The organism is Gordonia sp. QH-12 (assembly GCF_001578675.1).
Classification (GTDB): domain Bacteria; phylum Actinomycetota; class Actinomycetes; order Mycobacteriales; family Mycobacteriaceae; genus Gordonia; species Gordonia sihwensis.
This window is the reverse complement of the sequence record NZ_KQ969293.1, coordinates 43207-59545: the sequence shown is the minus strand read 5'-3', so window position 1 is coordinate 59545 and position 16339 is coordinate 43207. Positions and strand designations below refer to the sequence as shown.

The window sequence follows — 16339 nt, the reverse complement described above, 5'->3', positions numbered from 1 at the left end:
ATCGGTCGGCCGGTCGTCGGACGAAGCAGAGCTGTCGGTCACGAGTCAGCGGCCCCAGCGGTTGGTGCGCCGATCCCTGCGGAAGTCGATCTCCTGAGTCGGGATCTGGCTGAGCTGCGCGCGGAGCGAGTCGGGCACGCTGAGGTCGGTCTGGCAGGTCTGCAGCATCGACCGCGCACGCGCCTGTGCGGCGACCTCGCGCGAGCAGTCGGGGCAGAGCGCCAGGTGAGCGTCGGCGCGCGCCGACGCCTGACGGGTGAGTTCGTCGTCGACGTAGGCGACGACCGCCTCGGGATTCAGATGCTCGGTGGACGCGAATCCGGTCGGGCGCCGGTATTCGGGGTTCGGTGCGATCGACGTCGGAAACGGCGACCACCGACTCCCGCGTGAACGTCCTGTCTGGCCCAGACCCACCGGCGTCACCCCTCTCCTCAGATGCACTCGAACTCGATTCAGAGCCACGGTCCAGCGTAGCCGACAGAACCGGAGAGGGTCGCGGAGGTCACTCTGCGGCCGCGACCGAGCGGCTGTCGGTGTGGCCGCGAGCCGCCAGGTACTGGCGGATGCCCTGGCGTCCGCGGTGGATCCGGCTGCGGACGGTGCCCATCTTGACCCCGAGCGTGGCGCCGACCTCCTCGTACGAGAGTCCCTCGATGTCGCAGAGGACCACGGCGGCGCGGAACTCCGGCGCCAGCGAGTCGAGGGCCGCCTGCAGATCGGGATCGAGGTTGGCGTCGGCGAAGGCCTGCTGCGGGTCCGGGGTGTCGGTGGGGATCCGGTCGTAGTCCTGCTCCAGCGCCTCCATGCGGATCTTGGCGCGGCGTCGGACCATGTCGAGGAACAGATTCGTCGTGATGCGGTGCAGCCAGCCCTCGAAGGTGCCGGGCTTGTAGTTGGTCAGCGACCGGAACACCCGGATGAAGGTCTCCTGGGTGAGGTCCTCGGCGTCGTGCTGATTTCCGGAGAGGCGGTACGCCAGCCGGTACACCCGGTCCGCGTGCTCTGACACCAACTCGTCCCACGAGGGCATCAGATCTCGATCGCCGGTCGCGTCGAAGCCCGCGGTTCCGCGGAACGCTCCGGTGGTGGTGTCGGGGTCTGCTTTGCCGATCATCGGGACGGTCATCGTGTAGGTGCCAGTTCCTTTCCTCGCTCCGGGCCTGTCAGGGCTATTCTCCCCGATCAACGCGCCCGGCGCGATCGATATTCCGGACCATTGCGCTCTACCCTGTCGCACCTGAATGTGGTGCCCCTATTACTGTCCTGAGGGTTTGATAAGGAAGACCGGGCCCGCAGACGGCGTGCCCGCAACCGCAGGTCAACGACCGTATGGCACCCTCGATGTCATGAGTGACACAGCGGCCGCGGCCGCAAGCCTGAGCGAGTACGCCGAAGCCGCGATCATCGAGGACGAGGCCCTGATCGAAGCCCGCATGCGCGCCGAGGAGCTCGGCGCCACGGCGATCTCCCCCGCCACCGGAGCGCTGCTGTCGCTGCTGGCCCGGGTCGCCGGGTCGACGCACGTGGTCGAGATCGGCACCGGAGTCGGCGTCAGCGGGCTCTGGCTGCTGGCGGGCATGCCCGAGAATGGCGTCCTGACCACGATCGATCCCGAGCCCGAGCATCACCGGGCCGCCCGCGAGACCTTCGCCGACGCGCACATCGGTCCCGGCCGCACCCGGCTCATCAACGGCGCGCCGACCGACGTGCTCACCCGGCTCGCCGACGAGACATACGATCTCGTCTTCGTCGACGGAGCACCGCTGAGCTATCCCCTGTTCGTCACCGAGGCGATCCGCATTCTCCGGCCGGGCGGACTGGTCGTCGTGAACAACGCCTCGGCCGACGGCACGATCGCCGACCGTGAGGCCGACGATCCGCGGACCCTGGCCGCGCGCGAGGCGGCGTCGATCATCGCCGAGGACGACCGGCTGCTGCCCGCTGTGATTCCGGTGGGAACGGGTCTGCTCGCTGCCGCCAAGGCCTGAGCGGCCGGCCGATCGCGCTCGGGATCACACGTCGGTCGAGAACCGGATTCCGCTCTCGGGGATCTGCACTCCCGGCCATACGCGCGCGCCGCGCAGCAGCTCGCATCGGGCACCGACCTGTGCACCGTCGCCGATGACGGTGTCGCGCACCAGCGCATGCGCGCCGACGGTGGCGCCGAACCCGACGATGCTGCGCTCGACCACCGCTCCTGCCTCCACCGACGCGCCGTCGAAGATCACCGCGCCGTCCAGCCGTGCCCCCGACCCGACCCGCGCGCCGCGGCCGACGACGGTGCCGCCGATCAGCACGGCGTCGGACGCCACGTCGGCGCCGTCGAGCGAGAGCGACTCCCCGCAGGGCTTCGCCAGCGCGGGCGACGGCGCGATGCCGCGGACCAGGTCCGCCGAACCGCGGACGAAGTCCTCGGGAGTCCCCATGTCGCGCCAGTAGGCGTCGTCGACGTGCGCCTGAATGTGCCGTCCCTGCGCGAGCAGCGACGGGAACACCTCGCGCTCCACCGACACCGGCCGACCGGCCGGGATCTCGCCGATCACCTTGCGGTCGAAGACGTAGGTGCCCGCGTTGATCTGATTGGTCGGCGGATCCTGAGTCTTCTCCAGGAACGCCGTGACCCGCCCGTCGGCGTCGGTCGGCACGCAGCCGAAGGCGCGCGGATCACCGACCCGGACCAGGTGCAGGGTCACTTCGGCACCCGAGCGCTCGTGCGTCGACAGCACGTCGCGGATGTCGGTGCCGCCGAGGACGTCGCCGTTGAACACGAGCACCGTGTCGGCGGTCAGCTCGTCGTAGACGTTGCGGATGCCGCCGCCGGTGCCCAGCGGTTCGCTCTCCGTGACGTAGGTCAGATTCAGGCCCAGATCGGAACCGTCGCCGTAGTGGTCGGAGAAGACGTGCGCCTGGTAGGAGGTGCCGAGGACCACGTCGGTGATCCCCGCCTCCCGGATCCGCGACAGCAGGTGAGTCAGAAACGGGGTCCCCGCAGTCGGGAGCATCGGCTTGGGCGCCGACAGGGTCAGCGGCCGCAGCCGCGTGCCCTTTCCTCCGACGAGGATCAGTGCCTGAACTGATGAGGTCACAGAGTTTCCTTCCTTGTCCACACTCGTGTCGCGGCTGTTCACGCGGGCCCTCCCGTACGGCGCTGTTCACGCAGGGCCGCGGCGACAGCGATCTTCGATCGCACCGCCAGCCCGGCCCGCAACGCCAGGCGGATCGGCGCGCGCAACGGGCCGGGATTCCGGTCGGCGGTGAAACGATAGGCGCTCGCATGATGAGCCGGAATCATCTTCTCCGGATGTCTGCTGACCGAATGGCTCTTCGCGTGCATCACCGACACCGACGGCACGAAGACGTTGAGCCACCCCGACCGGCCCAGCCGGTCGCCGAGGTCGACGTCCTCCATGAACATGAAGTAGCGCGAGTCGAAGCCGCCGATGGCGTCGAAGGCCGCGCGCCGCAGGAGCAGACACGAGCCCGAGAGCCAGCCGACCGGCCGTTCGGTGAGGTCGGCGTCGTCGTTGCGGTACGCAGCCGTCCAGGGGTTCGACTTCCAGACCGTGCCGAGCACCGCGTGGCCGGTGCCCGAGATCAGATCGGGGACGCGGCGCGCGGACGGGTACACGGTGCCGTCGGGCTCGGTGATCAGCGGCCCCAGACTCGCGGCCCGCGGCCAGCGGCGCGCCGCCTCGAGCAGTCCGTCGATCGCGCCCTCCGACCATTCGACGTCGGGGTTGGCCACCACCACGAACTCGATGTCCTCGTCTATCTGCGCGACTCCCCGGTTCACGGCGCCGCCGTAGCCGATGTTTCCGCCGGTGTGCACCAGGGTGACGTTGTCGTGGTCGGCCGCCGCCTGTTCCGGTGCGCCGTCGGTGGACCCGTTGTCGGCGATGATCACTTCGGGCGTCTCACGCGATGCGCGCGTCAGCGTGCGAAGGAAGTTGTGGAGGTAGTCGCCCGAGGAATAGGTCACGGTCACGACGGCGAAGCTGGCAGTCACGCGCTCAGACTAACCGAGCGTCCGGGTGCGGACCGCGATCGCATCGTGCAGGGCGAGCGTCCAGTTCCGCAGCGGTGTGAGACCCGCGGCAGCCCAACTCGCGCCGGAGAGCACCGAGTACGCGGGCCGCGGCGCGGGGCGCGGGAACTCCGCGGTGGTGCACGCCTGGACCCGGGCCGGGTCGGCACCGAGCTCGACGAACACGGCGCGGGCCAGATCGCACCAACTGGCCGTTCCGGCGTTGGTGGCGTGCAGAGTCGCGCCGTCGCGCAGATTCGGCCCGTCGCACCGTTCGGCGAGTTCCCACAGGCCGGCCGCGAGATCGCGCGCGTAGGTGGGCGATCCCACCTGATCGTCTACCACCCGCAGAGTATCGCGCTCGGCCTCCAGTCGGGCCATCGTCGCGACGAAGTCGCTGTCCGCGGACCCGCCGGTGAACACCCACGCGGTGCGCACGACGATCGTCCGCGGATCGGCCTCGCGCGCGGCGCGTTCGCCGGCGAGCTTGGTGGCGCCGTACACCGTCGGCGGCTCACCGGAGACGTCACCGGGTTCGAAGGGTCGCGGTGCGTCGCCGGAGCCCGCGTCGTCGCGGGCGAAGACGTAGTCGGTGGACAGATGGATGAGTCGCGCCCCCGACGCGCCGGTGACGGCCGCCAGATGGGCCGGACCGAGTGCGTTCACCGCGTGCGCCGCCTCGCGGTCGGTCTCGGCGGCGTCCACGGCGGTGTACGCCGCGGTGTTGATCACCACATCGCCGCGCGCAAGGCCACCGAACGCGTCGCGAACCGATCGCTCGTCGCGCACATCGACATCGGACGAGGTCAGCATGACCGCTTCCCGGCCGCCGCGCGTCGACGCGAGCGCCGATCCCACCTGGCCGGAGGCGCCGACGATGTACACCCGATTCGAACCCATGAGTGACCATCCTGGTGCATCCGGACCTCCGCCGGGAGCTCACGGTCGCGGGCAGTGCTGCAGATCACCGGGCCCGGCACCGGCTGCGCCTCCCCGGCAACGGCTCTCCCGATCAGTATTCTTGCGGAAGACCAGCAGCCGAGACGACCGGAAGGGACATCGCGACAGGTGGAGTCACGACGCGACGGCTCGGCAGAGCCCGAGGACACCGACGCCGACGCCGTTTCCGGCGGCCGTGCCGGGGAGCCCTCGACGCGGCGGTCCGTGCCGACGCGCACGGGTGCGGGCACCCGGTCCCGCCGGACCTCCGAGGAGATCCACACGCGGCCCCGCCGACGCCCCCGCAGCACCGACCCCCGCAGCAAGACGGACCGGGGCGCGCGCCACGGCGCCCGGACACGCACGCGGCCCTCCGGTCCACCGCCGGGCAGCTTCCGCGCCGCCCTCAAACTCTGGACGACCCGCCCGATCGCCGGGATCGCACCGAAGAACATCGGCCGGGCACTGATCGCCCTCGTCACCGTGATGACACTGGTCGTCACGGGGCTGGGCTGGGCGAAAGTGCGCAGCCTCAACGGGGCCGTCACGCTGCTGGGAGACCTCGGCCTCGGCGGCGGTGACGACGGCGCCATCGACATCCTCCTCGTCGGCACCGACTCCCGAGTGGATGCGAAGGGCAACCCGCTCTCGGAGCAGGAGCTCAAATGGCTGCGGGTGGGCGGCGACGTCAGCACCAGCACCGACACCATCGTCCTGGTGCGCATCCCGACCGACGGGTCCAAGGCCACCGCCATCTCGATCCCCCGCGATGCGTACGTCGACGTCCCCGGGATCGGCATGAGCAAGATCAACGCCGCCTACGGCGCCACCAAGGAGGGCGTCCGCGAGCGCGAGGTGGAGCAGGGCACCAGCGAGGAGCAGGCGGAGAAGGACGGGACCAAGGCCGGGCGCAAGGCCCTGATCGATTCCGTCGCGAATCTGACCGGCATCACCGTCGACCACTACGCGGAGGTGGGACTGCTGGGATTCGCGCTGCTCACCGATGCCGTCGGCGGAGTGGACGTGTGTCTCAAGAATGCGGTCGACGAGCCCTTCTCGGGCGCCAAGTTCCGCGCCGGCCGGCAGACGCTGAACGGTCCGAAGGCGCTCAGCTTCGTCCGGCAGCGCCACGATCTTCCTCGCGGCGACTTGGACCGGATCACGCGACAGCAGGTGTACATGGCTTCGCTGGCGCAGAAGATCCTCTCGACGCAGACACTGACCAACGCGGGCAAGCTCCAGGAGTTGCAGGATGCCGTGTCGCGCTCGGTGATGATCGACGACGGCTGGGACGTCCTCTCGTTCGCAGAGAATCTGAAGGACCTCACCGGCGGCAACGTGAAGTTCACGACGATCCCGATCGAAGACGATCAGGCCTGGAGCGATGACGGGACGCAGAGCGTGCTGAAGGTCGACCCGCAGGCGGTCCACGCCTTCGTCGACCGGCAGCTCGGCCGCACATCGAAGGCCGGATCGGAGAATCCCCGCTCGGACTACACCGTCGACGTGGTGAACGCGGGCACCGTGGACGGTCTGGCGTCCAACCTGATGCGGCTGCTGAGCGGCCTCGGCTACCAGCAGGGCGCCACGTCGAGCAAACCGATGAACGAATTCGATTCGCTGATCTTCGCCGATTCGAAGGACAACGAGGGCGCCAAGCAACTGGTGAAGGACCTCAAGGCGGGCCCCATCGAGATCCGCGAGGACTCGTCGCTCCCCGAGGACAAGCTCCGGCTGGTGCTGACGAACACCTACAACTACGGTCTCGGTGCGGTCTCCGACACCGGCGGCGACAGCGGTTCGGACTCGGGGTCGTCGGCGGCGCCGTCGTCCAAGCGCCCGTCCCCGGTCATCAAGGCCGACGGCGACGGACCGGTCTGCGTCAACTAGCTCCGGCGGTCGCCGGAGCCGGACACGATAAGCGAGGACACTCGATGAGCCACGACACCGTCACGGGCGCGATCTTCGCGGCCGTGCCCGACCATGCGCGGCCGATGCTGACCTACTACAACGAGTCGACCGGCGAGCGCACCGAGCTCTCCGGTGCGACGCTGGGCAACTGGGCCGCCAAGATCGCGAACTACCTGCGGGACGGGCTGGGCCTGGCGCCCGGCGACCGCGTGCGGGTGGATCTGCCGGAACACTGGCAGACCGCGGCCGTTCTGCTCGGTGCGTGGTGGGCGGGCGTCGCCGTCGATCTGAGCGACGACGCGGCCGACGACCGCGCGACCTTCACCTCGCGGGAGCGAGTCGACGAGCACGACACCGACGAGGTGATCGCGGTTCCCCTGGATCCGTTCGCCATGGGTGTGCGCGACCTCCCGGTCGGCGTCGAGGACTTCGGCGAGTCGGTGCGCGCGCACGGTGACCAGTTCGTCCCGGCGGGTTCCGGGCGGGACGCCGTCGACGAGGTGACGGTGGCGCAGGTGCTCTCGGCCGCCGACGGCGGGCTCGATCCGGCCGACCGACTGCTCAGCACCCGCGGATGGCGCACTGTGACCGACGTCGTCGCGAACCTCGCCGCTCCGCTGTTGTCCGGGGCGTCTCTCGTCGTCGTCGCGGGGGGCGTCGAGGACTCCCGTCTGCGGGCGATCGCCGAGACCGAGAAGGCGACCGTCGTCCGGACCTGACCGAGACGAATGCGCGGGCCGACCGCCACCCGCTGACCTCTCGGTCGGGACGGCGGCCGGCCCGCGCATTCGACGGTCCGGCCGGGTTCAGCCGCGCAGCAGCGCGCGGCTCATGACGACGCGCTGGATCTGGTTGGTGCCCTCGTAGATCTGGGTGATCTTGGCATCGCGCATCATGCGCTCGACCGGGAAGTCGGTGGTGTATCCCGCACCGCCGAAGAGCTGAACGGCGTCGGTCGTGACCTCCATCGCGACATCCGACGCCAGGCACTTGGACGCCGAGCTGATGAAGCCGAGGTTGCCCTCGCCGCGCTCGGCACGAGCGGCGGCGGTGTAGACCATCAGGCGCGCGGCCTCCACCTTCATCGCCATGTCGGCGAGCATGAACTCGACGCCCTGGAACTGGCTGATGGTCTTGCCGAACTGCTTGCGGTCCTTGACGTACGCGATGGCCGCGTCGAGGGCGCCCTGCGCCACGCCGACGGCCTGCGCGCCGATGGTGGGACGGGTGTGATCCAGGGTGGCCAGAGCGGTCTTGAAGCCGGTGCCCTCGTCGCCGATGATCCGGTCGGAGGGGATGGTGCAGTTCTCGAAGTACAGCTCCGCGGTGGGGCTGCCCTTGATTCCGAGCTTGTGCTCCAGCGGGCCCACCGTGAAGCCGGGGTCGTCCTTGTGGACCATGAACGCGGAGATGCCGTTGGCGCCCTTCTCCGGGTCGGTGACCGCCATGACGGTGTACCAGGTGGACTTGCCGCCGTTGGTGATCCAGCACTTGGAGCCGTTGAGCACCCAGCTGTCGCCGTCCTTGCGGGCGCGCGTCTTCATCGAGGCGGCGTCCGATCCGGCCTCGCGCTCCGACAGTGCGTACGACGCCATGGCCTCACCCGAGGCGATCGACGGCAGCACCTTGGCCTTGAGCTCGTCCGAGCCCGACAGGATCAGGCCCATGGTGCCGAGCTTGTTGACCGCGGGGATCAGCGACGCCGAGACGTCCACGCGCGCAACCTCTTCGATCACGATGCAGGCCGCGACCGAGTCCGCACCCTGCCCGTCGAACTGCTCGGGAACGTGCACCGCGTTGAAGCCGCTGGCCACGAGTGCGGCGCGCGCCTCCTCCGGGAAGCGAGCCTTCTCGTCGACGTCCTTGGCGTGCGGTGCGATCTCCTTCTCGGCGAGCGCGCGGATGGCCTCGCGCAGCGCCTGGTGCTCCTCCGGGAGCTGGAAGAGGTCGAAATCGGGGTTCCCGAACTTGCCCATCGTTTCTCCTTAAACCGGCGCTACGAGCCCTGTCACTCAGTGCCGTGATCGTCTTCTCGATAAGTGCATCACGGCACTGGGTGCCGCGTCAATCGCCTCCGCACCGCCTCCGCGACCTCATCGGGCGTGGTCCCGGCCGGAAAGCTGACCACCGCGACCTCGGGAGCGGAGGCCGACGACGGATCGGCGTACTCACCGACCACGCCGTAGATCGCGAGCAACTCCCGCCGCAGGGTCTCGGCGGTGGCGTTCTCGTCGCCGCGGACCATCGACCGCAACAGATAGTTGTGGGCGCCGGTCACGGCGGCGGCGAAGGCCACGATCCGCACCCGCGGCACATCCGGCAGAGCGCGGCGGAGGAACTCCTCGAACTTGCGCTGATAGCGGTAGGTGGTGACCAGCTCCCGGTCGCGCAAGGCAGGCACCCGCGCCACCACCTGATAGCGCCGGACCGCGAGATCGCGGAGCGTCGCGAAGTGCGCGAAGACGAGCTCGGCCGCGGCACACACCGCCCACCAGGGATCGGTGCCCGCCTCTTCCTCGCCTCGCAGCAAGTCGGTGACCTGTTCGAGCAGGGACTCATGGTCGGCGAAGATGAGGTCCTCTTTGGACCGGAACTGCCGGAACAGGGTCCGGCGCGACACGCCGGCGGCGGCGGCGACCTCGTCGACCGGTGTGGCTTCGTAGCCGCGTTCGGAGAACAGGCGGATCGATTCCGCCACCACGTGCGCGGCGAACTCCGCGGGATCGGTGTGCACCTGGTCGGTCGTCGCCATGCCGACATTATCGCGCAGATCCCCTCGCCTCATGCCTCGGCCTCGCCGACCGCCCGTCGATACGGCAAGCTGGAGCACATGAAGGTTCCGCATGCCGTGGCGCTCGTCAACAAGTACGTGACCAATCCGATCCAAGGAGTGTGGGCGGGACGGATCGCGCCGTGGGCGATCGTCGAACACGTCGGGCGCAAGTCGAACCGCCGCTACCGCACGCCGGTCCTGGCCTTCGTCGACGCCGGCCGCATCAGCATCGCGCTGAACTACGGCGCCGACTCCGACTGGGTCAAGAACGTGCTCGCCGCCGGCGAGTTCACGCTCGTCCGCAGCGGTAGGGAGCTGAAGGTGGCCGGCGTGCGGGTGATCCCGTCCGACTCCCCCGACGTCGTGAAGTCCGCTCGGATTCCGGCCAAGCTGTCCGAATCGGTGCTCTACGGCCGCCTCGTCGAAGCATGACCGACGCACTCGACGGCTTCGACCGCGCAGAGTTCACCGACGACGGCGTCACCCACCGGTACTACCGCCGCGGATCGGGCCCGGCGGTGATCGTGATCCCCGAGATCCCCGGCATCACACCGAAGGTCGCCGCCTTCGCCCGCCGGGTCAGCGACGCGGGCTGCACGGTGTACGTCCCCTCGCTGTTCGGCGTCGACGGTGCCGATCCGTTCCCCGGCGGTGTGACCGGACCGGCCCGGACCGGTGCGCTGATGGCCCGAGCGCTCGGCCGGGTATGCGTCAGCCGCGAGTTCACCGTCTTCGCCACGGGACGGTCGTCGCCGGTGGTGTCCTGGCTGCGTGCCCTCGCGCGACGGGCCCACGCCGAGTGCGGCGGCCCCGGCGTGGGCGCCGTCGGCATGTGCGTCACCGGCGGCTTCGCACTCGCGATGGCGGTCGACGACACCATGCTGGCGCCCGTGCTGTCGCAGCCCTCGCTGCCGGTGGGCCTCACGCCCGCACGGCGCAGGACCATCGACATCTCGCCCGGCGATCTGGAGACCGTTAAGGTCCGCTGCGCGCGGGGACTGCAGGTGATGGGTGCCCGGTTCGAGGGCGACCGGCTGGTCCCGGGCAGCCGCTTCGATTTTCTGCGAGAACAGCTCGGCGACGCCTTCATCGGCGTCGACCTGCCCGACGACGCCGCTGCCCCGGACGCGTTGATTCCGCCGCACTCGGTGCTCACCGAGCACCTGATCGACCAACCCGGACAGCCGACGCACGACACGCTCGAGGCGGTCATCGCGTTCTTCCGCCGGAAGCTGGAAGTCGAATGACGGGCACCGTCGATCTGACGCCGCTCGACGATCCGTTCACCTGCGCTCTGACCGGGCAGCAGGAGCGGTTCGCCCGGCGGCGCGGCCGCATCAGTGCGTTCGAGCCGGAGGTCTCGGTGTTCTTCGGTCATCCGCGCGAGATGACCGACGCCGACTGGGTCGACATGGCAGCGCTGGCCGGACCCGGGAACACCGTCGGCCTGCGCGACTGCCGGACCCCGGCGCCCCCGGGTTGGCGGCACGTCGAGACCTTCGATCTGGTGCAGTACTCCGGTGAGGACACCGAACGGCGACCCGACCCGGAACTCGTCCGGCTCGGCCCGCCGGACGTGGCCGAGATGACCGAGCTGGTGACACTGACCAAGCCCGGGCCCTTTCTCCCGCGCACCGTCGAGATGGGCGTCTACCTCGGCTACCGGGACGGCGACGGCCGGCTGCTCGCCATGGCGGGTCAGCGGCTGCGGCTTCCCGGCTGGGTGGAGATCAGCGCGGTGTGCACCCATCCGGAGGCACGCGGACGCGGACTGGCACGCAGACTCGTCGCCGCGGTGGCTCAGGTCATCGTCGACGACGGCGACCTGCCCTTTCTGCACACGACGGCGGAGAATCCGGCGCGCAGCCTGTACGAGGCGATGGGATTCGTCCTGCGCAGCGAGGTGAGCCTGGAGATCGTCCGGGTTCCGAAAGGAGAGTGAATGATGTTCGATCTCGGTCTGCTCGGCGTTCCGATCGCGGGCGCTCCGATGGCCGGAGGCACGTCGACGCCGGAACTCACCGCAGCCGTCTCCGGCGCGGGTGGTCTCGGCTTCTACGGTGGCGCCTATCTCACGCCCGAACGACTCCGTGAGGACATCCGCGCGATCGCCGCGCTGACCGATGCGCCGTTCGGCGTCAATCTGTTCGTGCCCGAGGAGATCCCGTTCGACGAAGCGGCCTTCGCCGAGTACCGCGACCGGCTCGCCCCGCTCGCCGAGCGGCTGGGCGCACCGCTGCCCGAGCACGTTCCGTTCACCGACGACCACTTCGACGCCAAGGTCCAGGTGCTGATCGACGAGCGCGTGCCCGTCGCCTCGTTCACCTTCGGCTGTCCCGACGCCGCCACGGTGGCACGACTGCACGCCGCGGAGGTCTTCGTGGTCGGGACCGTCACCTGTGTCGACGAGGCGCTGATCGCGCGAGAGTCCGGAGTGGACGCGCTCTGCGCCCAGGGCGTGTCGGCGGGCGGACACCGCGGCACGTTCGGCATCCTCGACGCCGACCCGGGCATCGACACGCTGCCCCTCCTCACCGGTGTTGCTGACGCGGCGGGCCTGCCGGTGATCGCTGCGGGCGGCGTCGCCTCCCGCGACGACGTGATCGCACTGCTCGAGGCGGGCGCCGCCGCCGTGCAGGTGGGGACGCTTCTGCTCCGCTGCCCCGAGGCCGGCACCAAACAGGCGCACCGGGACGCCCTCGCCGACCCGCGCTTCACCGAGACCGTCACCACCCGGGCGTACTCGGGCCGCTTGGCGCGTGGCCTGGTGAACGAGTTCATCGCCGCCTACAGTGATGCGGCACCGCCGGTGTATCCCCAGGTCAACACTCTCACCGGCGGTATACGCCGGGCCGGTTCCACCGACCCGGACGTCATCAATCTCTGGGCCGGGACCGGCTTCCGGGCTGCTCAGGCGGTCCCGGCGGCCGACGTGGTGGCCGCATTGAGCCCGTAGCGGTCGGTCAGCCGTCGAGCAGGGTCCTGCGCAGCTTCTCGTCCTTCTCGAGGACCATCTCCTCCAGTCCGGCTTGGAACTTCGCCATCGCACTCTGAACGGCCGGATCGGAGGCTCCGAGGATGCGTGCGGCCAGCAGACCCGCGTTCCGGGCGCCGCCGATCGACACCGTCGCGACCGGCACGCCGGCCGGCATCTGCACGATCGACAGCAGTGAGTCCATCCCGTCGAGGTACTTCAGGGGAACGGGCACCCCGATCACCGGTAGCGGTGTGGCCGCCGCGACCATGCCCGGCAGATGAGCGGCGCCACCGGCACCGGCGATGATCACCGAGATACCGCGTCCCGCGGCGTTCTTCGCGTAGTCGAGCATCCGCTGGGGGGTGCGGTGCGCCGAGACCACGCCGACCTCGAACGGTATGCCGAACTCGGCGAGCGCCTCCGCCGCGGCCTGCATCGTCGGCCAGTCGGAGTCACTGCCCATGATGAGGCCGACTCGGGGTGCGGGCACGGTGGCGGGTGCGGTCATCGACGTCTCCAAGGTTCTCGGGGGCTGATTCTCAACAGCGTAGGCGAGGCAACCGTGCGCGGTGACGCCGGCTGTCGTCCCCGACACGGTGTGAAAGCGGCTCGAAGGCGGGCGGCCGGCGTCTTCGCGATCACCGGATCTTGCGGCGGTAGAGGCGAATCGCCGCCGCGTAGGCGATGGCGCCGATCCCGATGCACCACGCGAGCGCGGCCACGAGGTCGGCGGTGGCGACGGGCTGCTCGCCGAGCAGCGCGGAGACGGTGTCGACGATGGAGGTCACCGGCTGGTGCTCGGCGAAGACCCGCACCGGGGTGGGCATGGTGTAGGTCGGGACGAACGCGGAGCTGACGAAGGGCAGGAAGATGAGCGGGTACGAGAACCCGGTCGCACCGTCGACGGTCTTGGCGGCCAGTCCCGCGACGACCGCGATCCACGTCAACGACAGCGTGAAGAGGGCGAGGATGCCGGCGACTGCGAGCCAGGCGAGCGGTCCCGCGGACGATCGGAAACCCATCGCCAGTCCGACCGCGATGATGATGACCACCGTGACCGCGTTCGCCGCCATCGAGGTGAGGACGTGGGCCCAGAGGACGGCGACGCGAGCGATCGGCATCGATCCGAAGCGCTCGAACAGCCCGCTCTGAAGGTCGTCGAACAGGCGCAGTGCCGTGTACGCGACGCCCGAGGCGATGGCCATCAGCAGGATTCCGGGAAGCAGGTAGTCGACGTAACTCGCAGTTCCGGTGCTCGCCTTGATGGCTCCGCCGAAGACGTAGACGAACAGGAGCATCATGGCGATCGGGGTGAGCGCGGTGGTGACGATGGTGTCGACACTGCGCGTGACGTGCTTGAGCGAGCGACCCAGGAGGGCGCCGGTGTCGCTGAGGACGTGTGTGGTCATGACCGGCCTTCGTTCTCGGTGCGGTGTCTGGTGAGCGCGAGGAAGATCTCCTCGAGGGTGGGCTGCTTCTCGACGTATTCGACCTTGGTCGGCGGAAGCAGTCGCTTCAGTTCGGCGAGTGTGCCGTTCGCGATGATCCGGCCGTCGTGCAGCACGGCGGTGCGGTCGGCGTGTTGTTCGGCCTCCTCGAGATACTGGGTGGTCAGGAGGATCGCGGTGCCGCGGCCGGCGAGTTCGCGGACGGTGTCCCACACGTCGATGCGGGCTTCGGGGTCCAGTCCGGTGGTCGGTTCGTCCAGGAAGATGACGGACGGATCACCGATCAGGCTCATGGCGATGTCGAGACGACGCCTCATGCCGCCCGAGTACGTGGCGACGGCGCGTCCGCCGGCGTCGGTGAGCCGGAAGCGCTCGAGCAGGCCGTCCGCGACGGCGCCGGGGCCGTGCACGTGGCGCAGGCGGGCGATGAGCATCAGGTTCTCGCGGCCGGTCAGTACCTCGTCGACGGCGGCGAACTGACCCGTCAGGCTGATCGACCGGCGAACCTCGAGGGGCTCGGTCGCGAGGTCGTGGCCGCCGACGACGGCGGTGCCTGCGTCGGGCCGCGTCAACGTCGAGAGGATGCGGACGAGCGTCGTCTTGCCTGCACCGTTAGCGCCCAGGAGTGCGACGACGCTGCCCGCCTCGACGTCGAGGTCGACCCCGCGCAGCACAGAACGGCCGTCATAGGACTTCTCGATTCCGCGGATCCTGATCGCGGGCGGAGCGATGGTCGTGGTCATGACCGTGTTCCTTCGTCTTCGACTGAGCGAGCGCTGTCTGAAACCGAGTGGGCGCGCCGAATCTCGATGTCGCCGTATGACGTTCGCGCGCGAATGGACACATGCTCACCGGTCGACGGGACGGTGGAACCGTCGAGACGGTTGCGCAGCTGTCCTTGAGTGGACGAGAGGTCGAGCCAGGCGGGAACCCCGTCGGCGACGCCGACGACGATCGTCCCGAAGCTGCTCTCCAGGTCGAGAGCGCCGCCGCGCGCCTCACCGACGGTGACGCTTCCGTACGCGGTGCGCGCGGTGACCGACGACGCCGAACCGTCGATGTGCAGGTCGCCGTACGAGAGATTGGCTTCGACGGCGGCGTGCGCCGTGCCGAGGTGGACGCTGCCGTACGACGACTTCAGTGCGGCGTCGCCGGCGACGGTGCCGATCCGGATCTGCCCGTGCCCCGCGACGACCTCGGCCGACCCGTCTACCGTGCCGACGGTGGCGTTGCCGTACGCGGCGTGCAGCCACAGGTCGCCGGTGGCGTCGAGGTCGACGGCACCGACGGACGCCTTCACCCGGGTCGCGGCCAGCCTGCCGGTGGCGCGGACACCCCCCGTGGAGCATTCGGCGGTGAATCGCGAGCCCTCCGGGAGTTCGACCGTGATGTCCACCGACTCGGAGGGGCCGAGGAAGCGGAACCTGGGACGCGGTCCGAGGACGGTGATTCGGCGGCCGTCGAACTCGACGGTGGTCGCTGCCGCACCGCGCTGATCGGCGGGTTTGTCCGGGTTACTGGGCGATACGGTCACGACGGCGTCGGTGCGGTCGCTCGCGATGACGTCGATGTGGCCGAGCGGCAGGTTCACGGCGAGATCGACGGGTTCTGGGGTGCGGTAGGTGGGCATGGGAGAGCCTTCCGGAGGGTGCAGTCGACCGACCCCGTGGTCGAGACGGGGTGATGGGGATCGTTCGCGAAGGTGTGGAGAGTGATCAGCGCGCCCAGCCGGCGAAGTCGCCGCCGGTGCGCAACGCGCGCTGCACGGATCGTCGCCGGCGCGGATTCAGGGCTGAGGCGACGGCGCGCACCAGCCAGGTGTTGACCGAGACGCCCTCGGCGGCCGCGGCTTCGTCCACCTGCGCCTTGAGGACGTCCGGGAGTCGCAGTGTGGTGCGTGAGCTGGTGGTGTCGTCGAAGTCGACGCCGATCGCGGACTCCGAGTCGGCATCGTCGGTGGTGCGCGGCGTTGCGACGACGAAGTCCACCTCGCGCCCTCGCAGGCGGAGGTCGACCGAACCGGGAACCAGGTCACGAGTGATCTCGCCGGCCGCCGCAGACAGGACATCGAGCAGGGCGAGTCGGATGGTGGCGTCCATACTGTTCGCGAGACGCTCCGCGGCGGCGCGGACGTCGTCGACCCCGTTGTCAGCGGCGTCGGAGAGGTCACGTTCCGCCGCGGCTCCGAACCGGCGCTGAAGGTCGTCGACGTACTGATCGAGGTCCATGACATCAATCATGACACCACGATGGTGTCAATTCAACCC

General features: G+C 69.7%; 19 protein-coding genes. 7 read left to right on the top strand and 12 right to left on the bottom strand.

The window, feature by feature from the left end:
- Positions 1-45: 45 nt before the first annotated feature.
- Entirely contained in the window at positions 46-423 is a 378-nt protein-coding gene (locus Y710_RS11960) for a zf-HC2 domain-containing protein (protein ID WP_006896452.1), read from the bottom strand.
- Positions 424-502: 79 nt separating this feature from the next.
- Positions 503-1126, bottom strand: coding sequence for an RNA polymerase sigma factor SigE (gene sigE, locus Y710_RS11955; protein WP_006896453.1), 624 nt, complete (start codon positions 1124-1126; stop codon positions 503-505).
- Positions 1127-1346: 220 nt separating this feature from the next.
- Between sigE and Y710_RS11950 the strand changes: the two genes are divergently transcribed.
- Complete coding sequence (locus tag Y710_RS11950; protein ID WP_006896454.1) at positions 1347-1988, top strand: O-methyltransferase; 642 nt, start codon at positions 1347-1349, stop codon at positions 1986-1988.
- 24 nt (positions 1989-2012) lie between these two features.
- Here Y710_RS11950 and Y710_RS11945 read toward each other — a convergent pair whose 3' ends face one another.
- From Y710_RS11945 to rfbD, 3 genes are read right to left on the bottom strand one after another with little or no spacing between them, the layout of a single operon-like run.
- Positions 2013-3086, bottom strand: coding sequence for a mannose-1-phosphate guanylyltransferase (locus Y710_RS11945; RefSeq protein ID WP_006896455.1), 1074 nt, complete (start codon positions 3084-3086; stop codon positions 2013-2015).
- A 38-nt stretch (positions 3087-3124) separates the two neighbouring features.
- Entirely contained in the window at positions 3125-4006 is an 882-nt protein-coding gene (locus Y710_RS11940) for a glycosyltransferase family 2 protein (protein WP_006896456.1), read from the bottom strand.
- A gap of 9 nt (positions 4007-4015) precedes the next feature.
- Complete coding sequence (gene rfbD / locus Y710_RS11935) at positions 4016-4924, bottom strand: dTDP-4-dehydrorhamnose reductase (protein WP_062367548.1); 909 nt, start codon at positions 4922-4924, stop codon at positions 4016-4018.
- Positions 4925-5092: 168 nt separating this feature from the next.
- On the opposite strand from rfbD, the gene Y710_RS11930 reads away from it, so the two are divergent.
- Together Y710_RS11930 and Y710_RS11925 are read left to right on the top strand one after the other, a co-directional pair.
- Complete coding sequence (locus Y710_RS11930; protein ID WP_006896458.1) at positions 5093-6853, top strand: LCP family protein; 1761 nt, start codon at positions 5093-5095, stop codon at positions 6851-6853.
- Positions 6854-6897: 44 nt separating this feature from the next.
- Positions 6898-7593, top strand: a complete 696-nt coding sequence (locus tag Y710_RS11925) for a TIGR03089 family protein (protein ID WP_006896459.1) — start codon at positions 6898-6900, stop codon at positions 7591-7593.
- Positions 7594-7680: 87 nt separating this feature from the next.
- On the opposite strand, the gene Y710_RS11920 is transcribed toward Y710_RS11925, so the two are convergent.
- Complete coding sequence (locus Y710_RS11920; RefSeq protein WP_006896460.1) at positions 7681-8850, bottom strand: acyl-CoA dehydrogenase; 1170 nt, start codon at positions 8848-8850, stop codon at positions 7681-7683.
- A gap of 68 nt (positions 8851-8918) precedes the next feature.
- On the bottom strand, positions 8919-9626 hold the full coding sequence (locus Y710_RS11915) for a TetR/AcrR family transcriptional regulator (protein WP_006896461.1): 708 nt from the start codon (positions 9624-9626) through the stop codon (positions 8919-8921).
- 78 nt (positions 9627-9704) lie between these two features.
- On the opposite strand from Y710_RS11915, the gene Y710_RS11910 reads away from it, so the two are divergent.
- From Y710_RS11910 to Y710_RS11895, 4 genes are read left to right on the top strand one after another with little or no spacing between them, the layout of a single operon-like run.
- The gene (locus Y710_RS11910) at positions 9705-10079 is read left to right on the top strand and encodes a nitroreductase family deazaflavin-dependent oxidoreductase (RefSeq protein WP_006896462.1); all 375 of its coding nucleotides are present in this window, start codon (positions 9705-9707) and stop codon (positions 10077-10079) included.
- Positions 10076-10894: a dienelactone hydrolase family protein gene (locus Y710_RS11905; RefSeq protein ID WP_006896463.1), complete on the top strand. Its 819-nt coding sequence runs from the start codon at positions 10076-10078 to the stop codon at positions 10892-10894. The genes Y710_RS11910 and Y710_RS11905 overlap by 4 nt, the downstream gene beginning before the upstream one ends.
- Positions 10891-11589 (top strand): GNAT family N-acetyltransferase, encoded by a 699-nt coding sequence (locus tag Y710_RS11900; protein WP_062367547.1) that lies wholly within the window; start codon positions 10891-10893, stop codon positions 11587-11589. Before Y710_RS11905 ends, Y710_RS11900 begins: the two co-directional genes overlap by 4 nt.
- A 3-nt stretch (positions 11590-11592) precedes the next feature.
- Positions 11593-12603: an NAD(P)H-dependent flavin oxidoreductase gene (locus Y710_RS11895; protein ID WP_045538619.1), complete on the top strand. Its 1011-nt coding sequence runs from the start codon at positions 11593-11595 to the stop codon at positions 12601-12603.
- Between the two features lie 7 nt (positions 12604-12610).
- Here the strand turns inward: Y710_RS11895 and purE are convergent, their stop codons facing one another.
- From purE to Y710_RS11870, 5 genes are all read right to left on the bottom strand, one after another.
- A complete protein-coding gene (gene purE, locus Y710_RS11890; RefSeq protein WP_062367546.1) occupies positions 12611-13132 on the bottom strand; it encodes a 5-(carboxyamino)imidazole ribonucleotide mutase in 522 nt (173 codons plus the stop codon).
- 130 nt (positions 13133-13262) lie between these two features.
- Positions 13263-14033: an ABC transporter permease gene (locus tag Y710_RS11885; RefSeq protein WP_062367545.1), complete on the bottom strand. Its 771-nt coding sequence runs from the start codon at positions 14031-14033 to the stop codon at positions 13263-13265.
- Positions 14030-14815, bottom strand: a complete 786-nt coding sequence (locus Y710_RS11880) for an ABC transporter ATP-binding protein (RefSeq protein WP_006896468.1) — start codon at positions 14813-14815, stop codon at positions 14030-14032. Before Y710_RS11880 ends, Y710_RS11885 begins: the two co-directional genes overlap by 4 nt.
- Positions 14812-15702, bottom strand: a complete 891-nt coding sequence (locus tag Y710_RS11875) for a DUF4097 family beta strand repeat-containing protein (RefSeq protein WP_006896469.1) — start codon at positions 15700-15702, stop codon at positions 14812-14814. The genes Y710_RS11880 and Y710_RS11875 overlap by 4 nt, the downstream gene beginning before the upstream one ends.
- Before the next feature lie 85 nt (positions 15703-15787).
- Positions 15788-16312, bottom strand: coding sequence for a toxin-antitoxin system HicB family antitoxin (locus Y710_RS11870; RefSeq protein WP_231650230.1), 525 nt, complete (start codon positions 16310-16312; stop codon positions 15788-15790).
- Positions 16313-16339 lie beyond the last annotated feature (27 nt).

Excerpts from the sequence above, each read along its gene's own strand:
- sigE (WP_006896453.1), bottom strand. The coding sequence starts at position 1,126 with ATGACCGTCCCGATGATCGGCAAAGCAGACCCCGACACCACCACCGGA.
- Y710_RS11950 (WP_006896454.1), top strand. The coding sequence starts at position 1,347 with ATGAGTGACACAGCGGCCGCGGCCGCAAGCCTGAGCGAGTACGCCGAA.
- rfbD (WP_062367548.1), bottom strand. The coding sequence starts at position 4,924 with ATGGGTTCGAATCGGGTGTACATCGTCGGCGCCTCCGGCCAGGTGGGA.
- Y710_RS11925 (WP_006896459.1), top strand. The coding sequence starts at position 6,898 with ATGAGCCACGACACCGTCACGGGCGCGATCTTCGCGGCCGTGCCCGAC.
- Y710_RS11920 (WP_006896460.1), bottom strand. The coding sequence starts at position 8,850 with ATGGGCAAGTTCGGGAACCCCGATTTCGACCTCTTCCAGCTCCCGGAG.
- Y710_RS11915 (WP_006896461.1), bottom strand. The coding sequence starts at position 9,626 with ATGGCGACGACCGACCAGGTGCACACCGATCCCGCGGAGTTCGCCGCG.
- Y710_RS11910 (WP_006896462.1), top strand. The coding sequence starts at position 9,705 with ATGAAGGTTCCGCATGCCGTGGCGCTCGTCAACAAGTACGTGACCAAT.
- Y710_RS11905 (WP_006896463.1), top strand. The coding sequence starts at position 10,076 with ATGACCGACGCACTCGACGGCTTCGACCGCGCAGAGTTCACCGACGAC.
- Y710_RS11900 (WP_062367547.1), top strand. The coding sequence starts at position 10,891 with ATGACGGGCACCGTCGATCTGACGCCGCTCGACGATCCGTTCACCTGC.
- Y710_RS11895 (WP_045538619.1), top strand. The coding sequence starts at position 11,593 with ATGTTCGATCTCGGTCTGCTCGGCGTTCCGATCGCGGGCGCTCCGATG.
- purE (WP_062367546.1), bottom strand. The coding sequence starts at position 13,132 with ATGACCGCACCCGCCACCGTGCCCGCACCCCGAGTCGGCCTCATCATG.
- Y710_RS11885 (WP_062367545.1), bottom strand. The coding sequence starts at position 14,033 with ATGACCACACACGTCCTCAGCGACACCGGCGCCCTCCTGGGTCGCTCG.
- Y710_RS11880 (WP_006896468.1), bottom strand. The coding sequence starts at position 14,815 with ATGACCACGACCATCGCTCCGCCCGCGATCAGGATCCGCGGAATCGAG.
- Y710_RS11875 (WP_006896469.1), bottom strand. The coding sequence starts at position 15,702 with ATGCCCACCTACCGCACCCCAGAACCCGTCGATCTCGCCGTGAACCTG.
- Y710_RS11870 (WP_231650230.1), bottom strand. The coding sequence starts at position 16,312 with ATGATTGATGTCATGGACCTCGATCAGTACGTCGACGACCTTCAGCGC.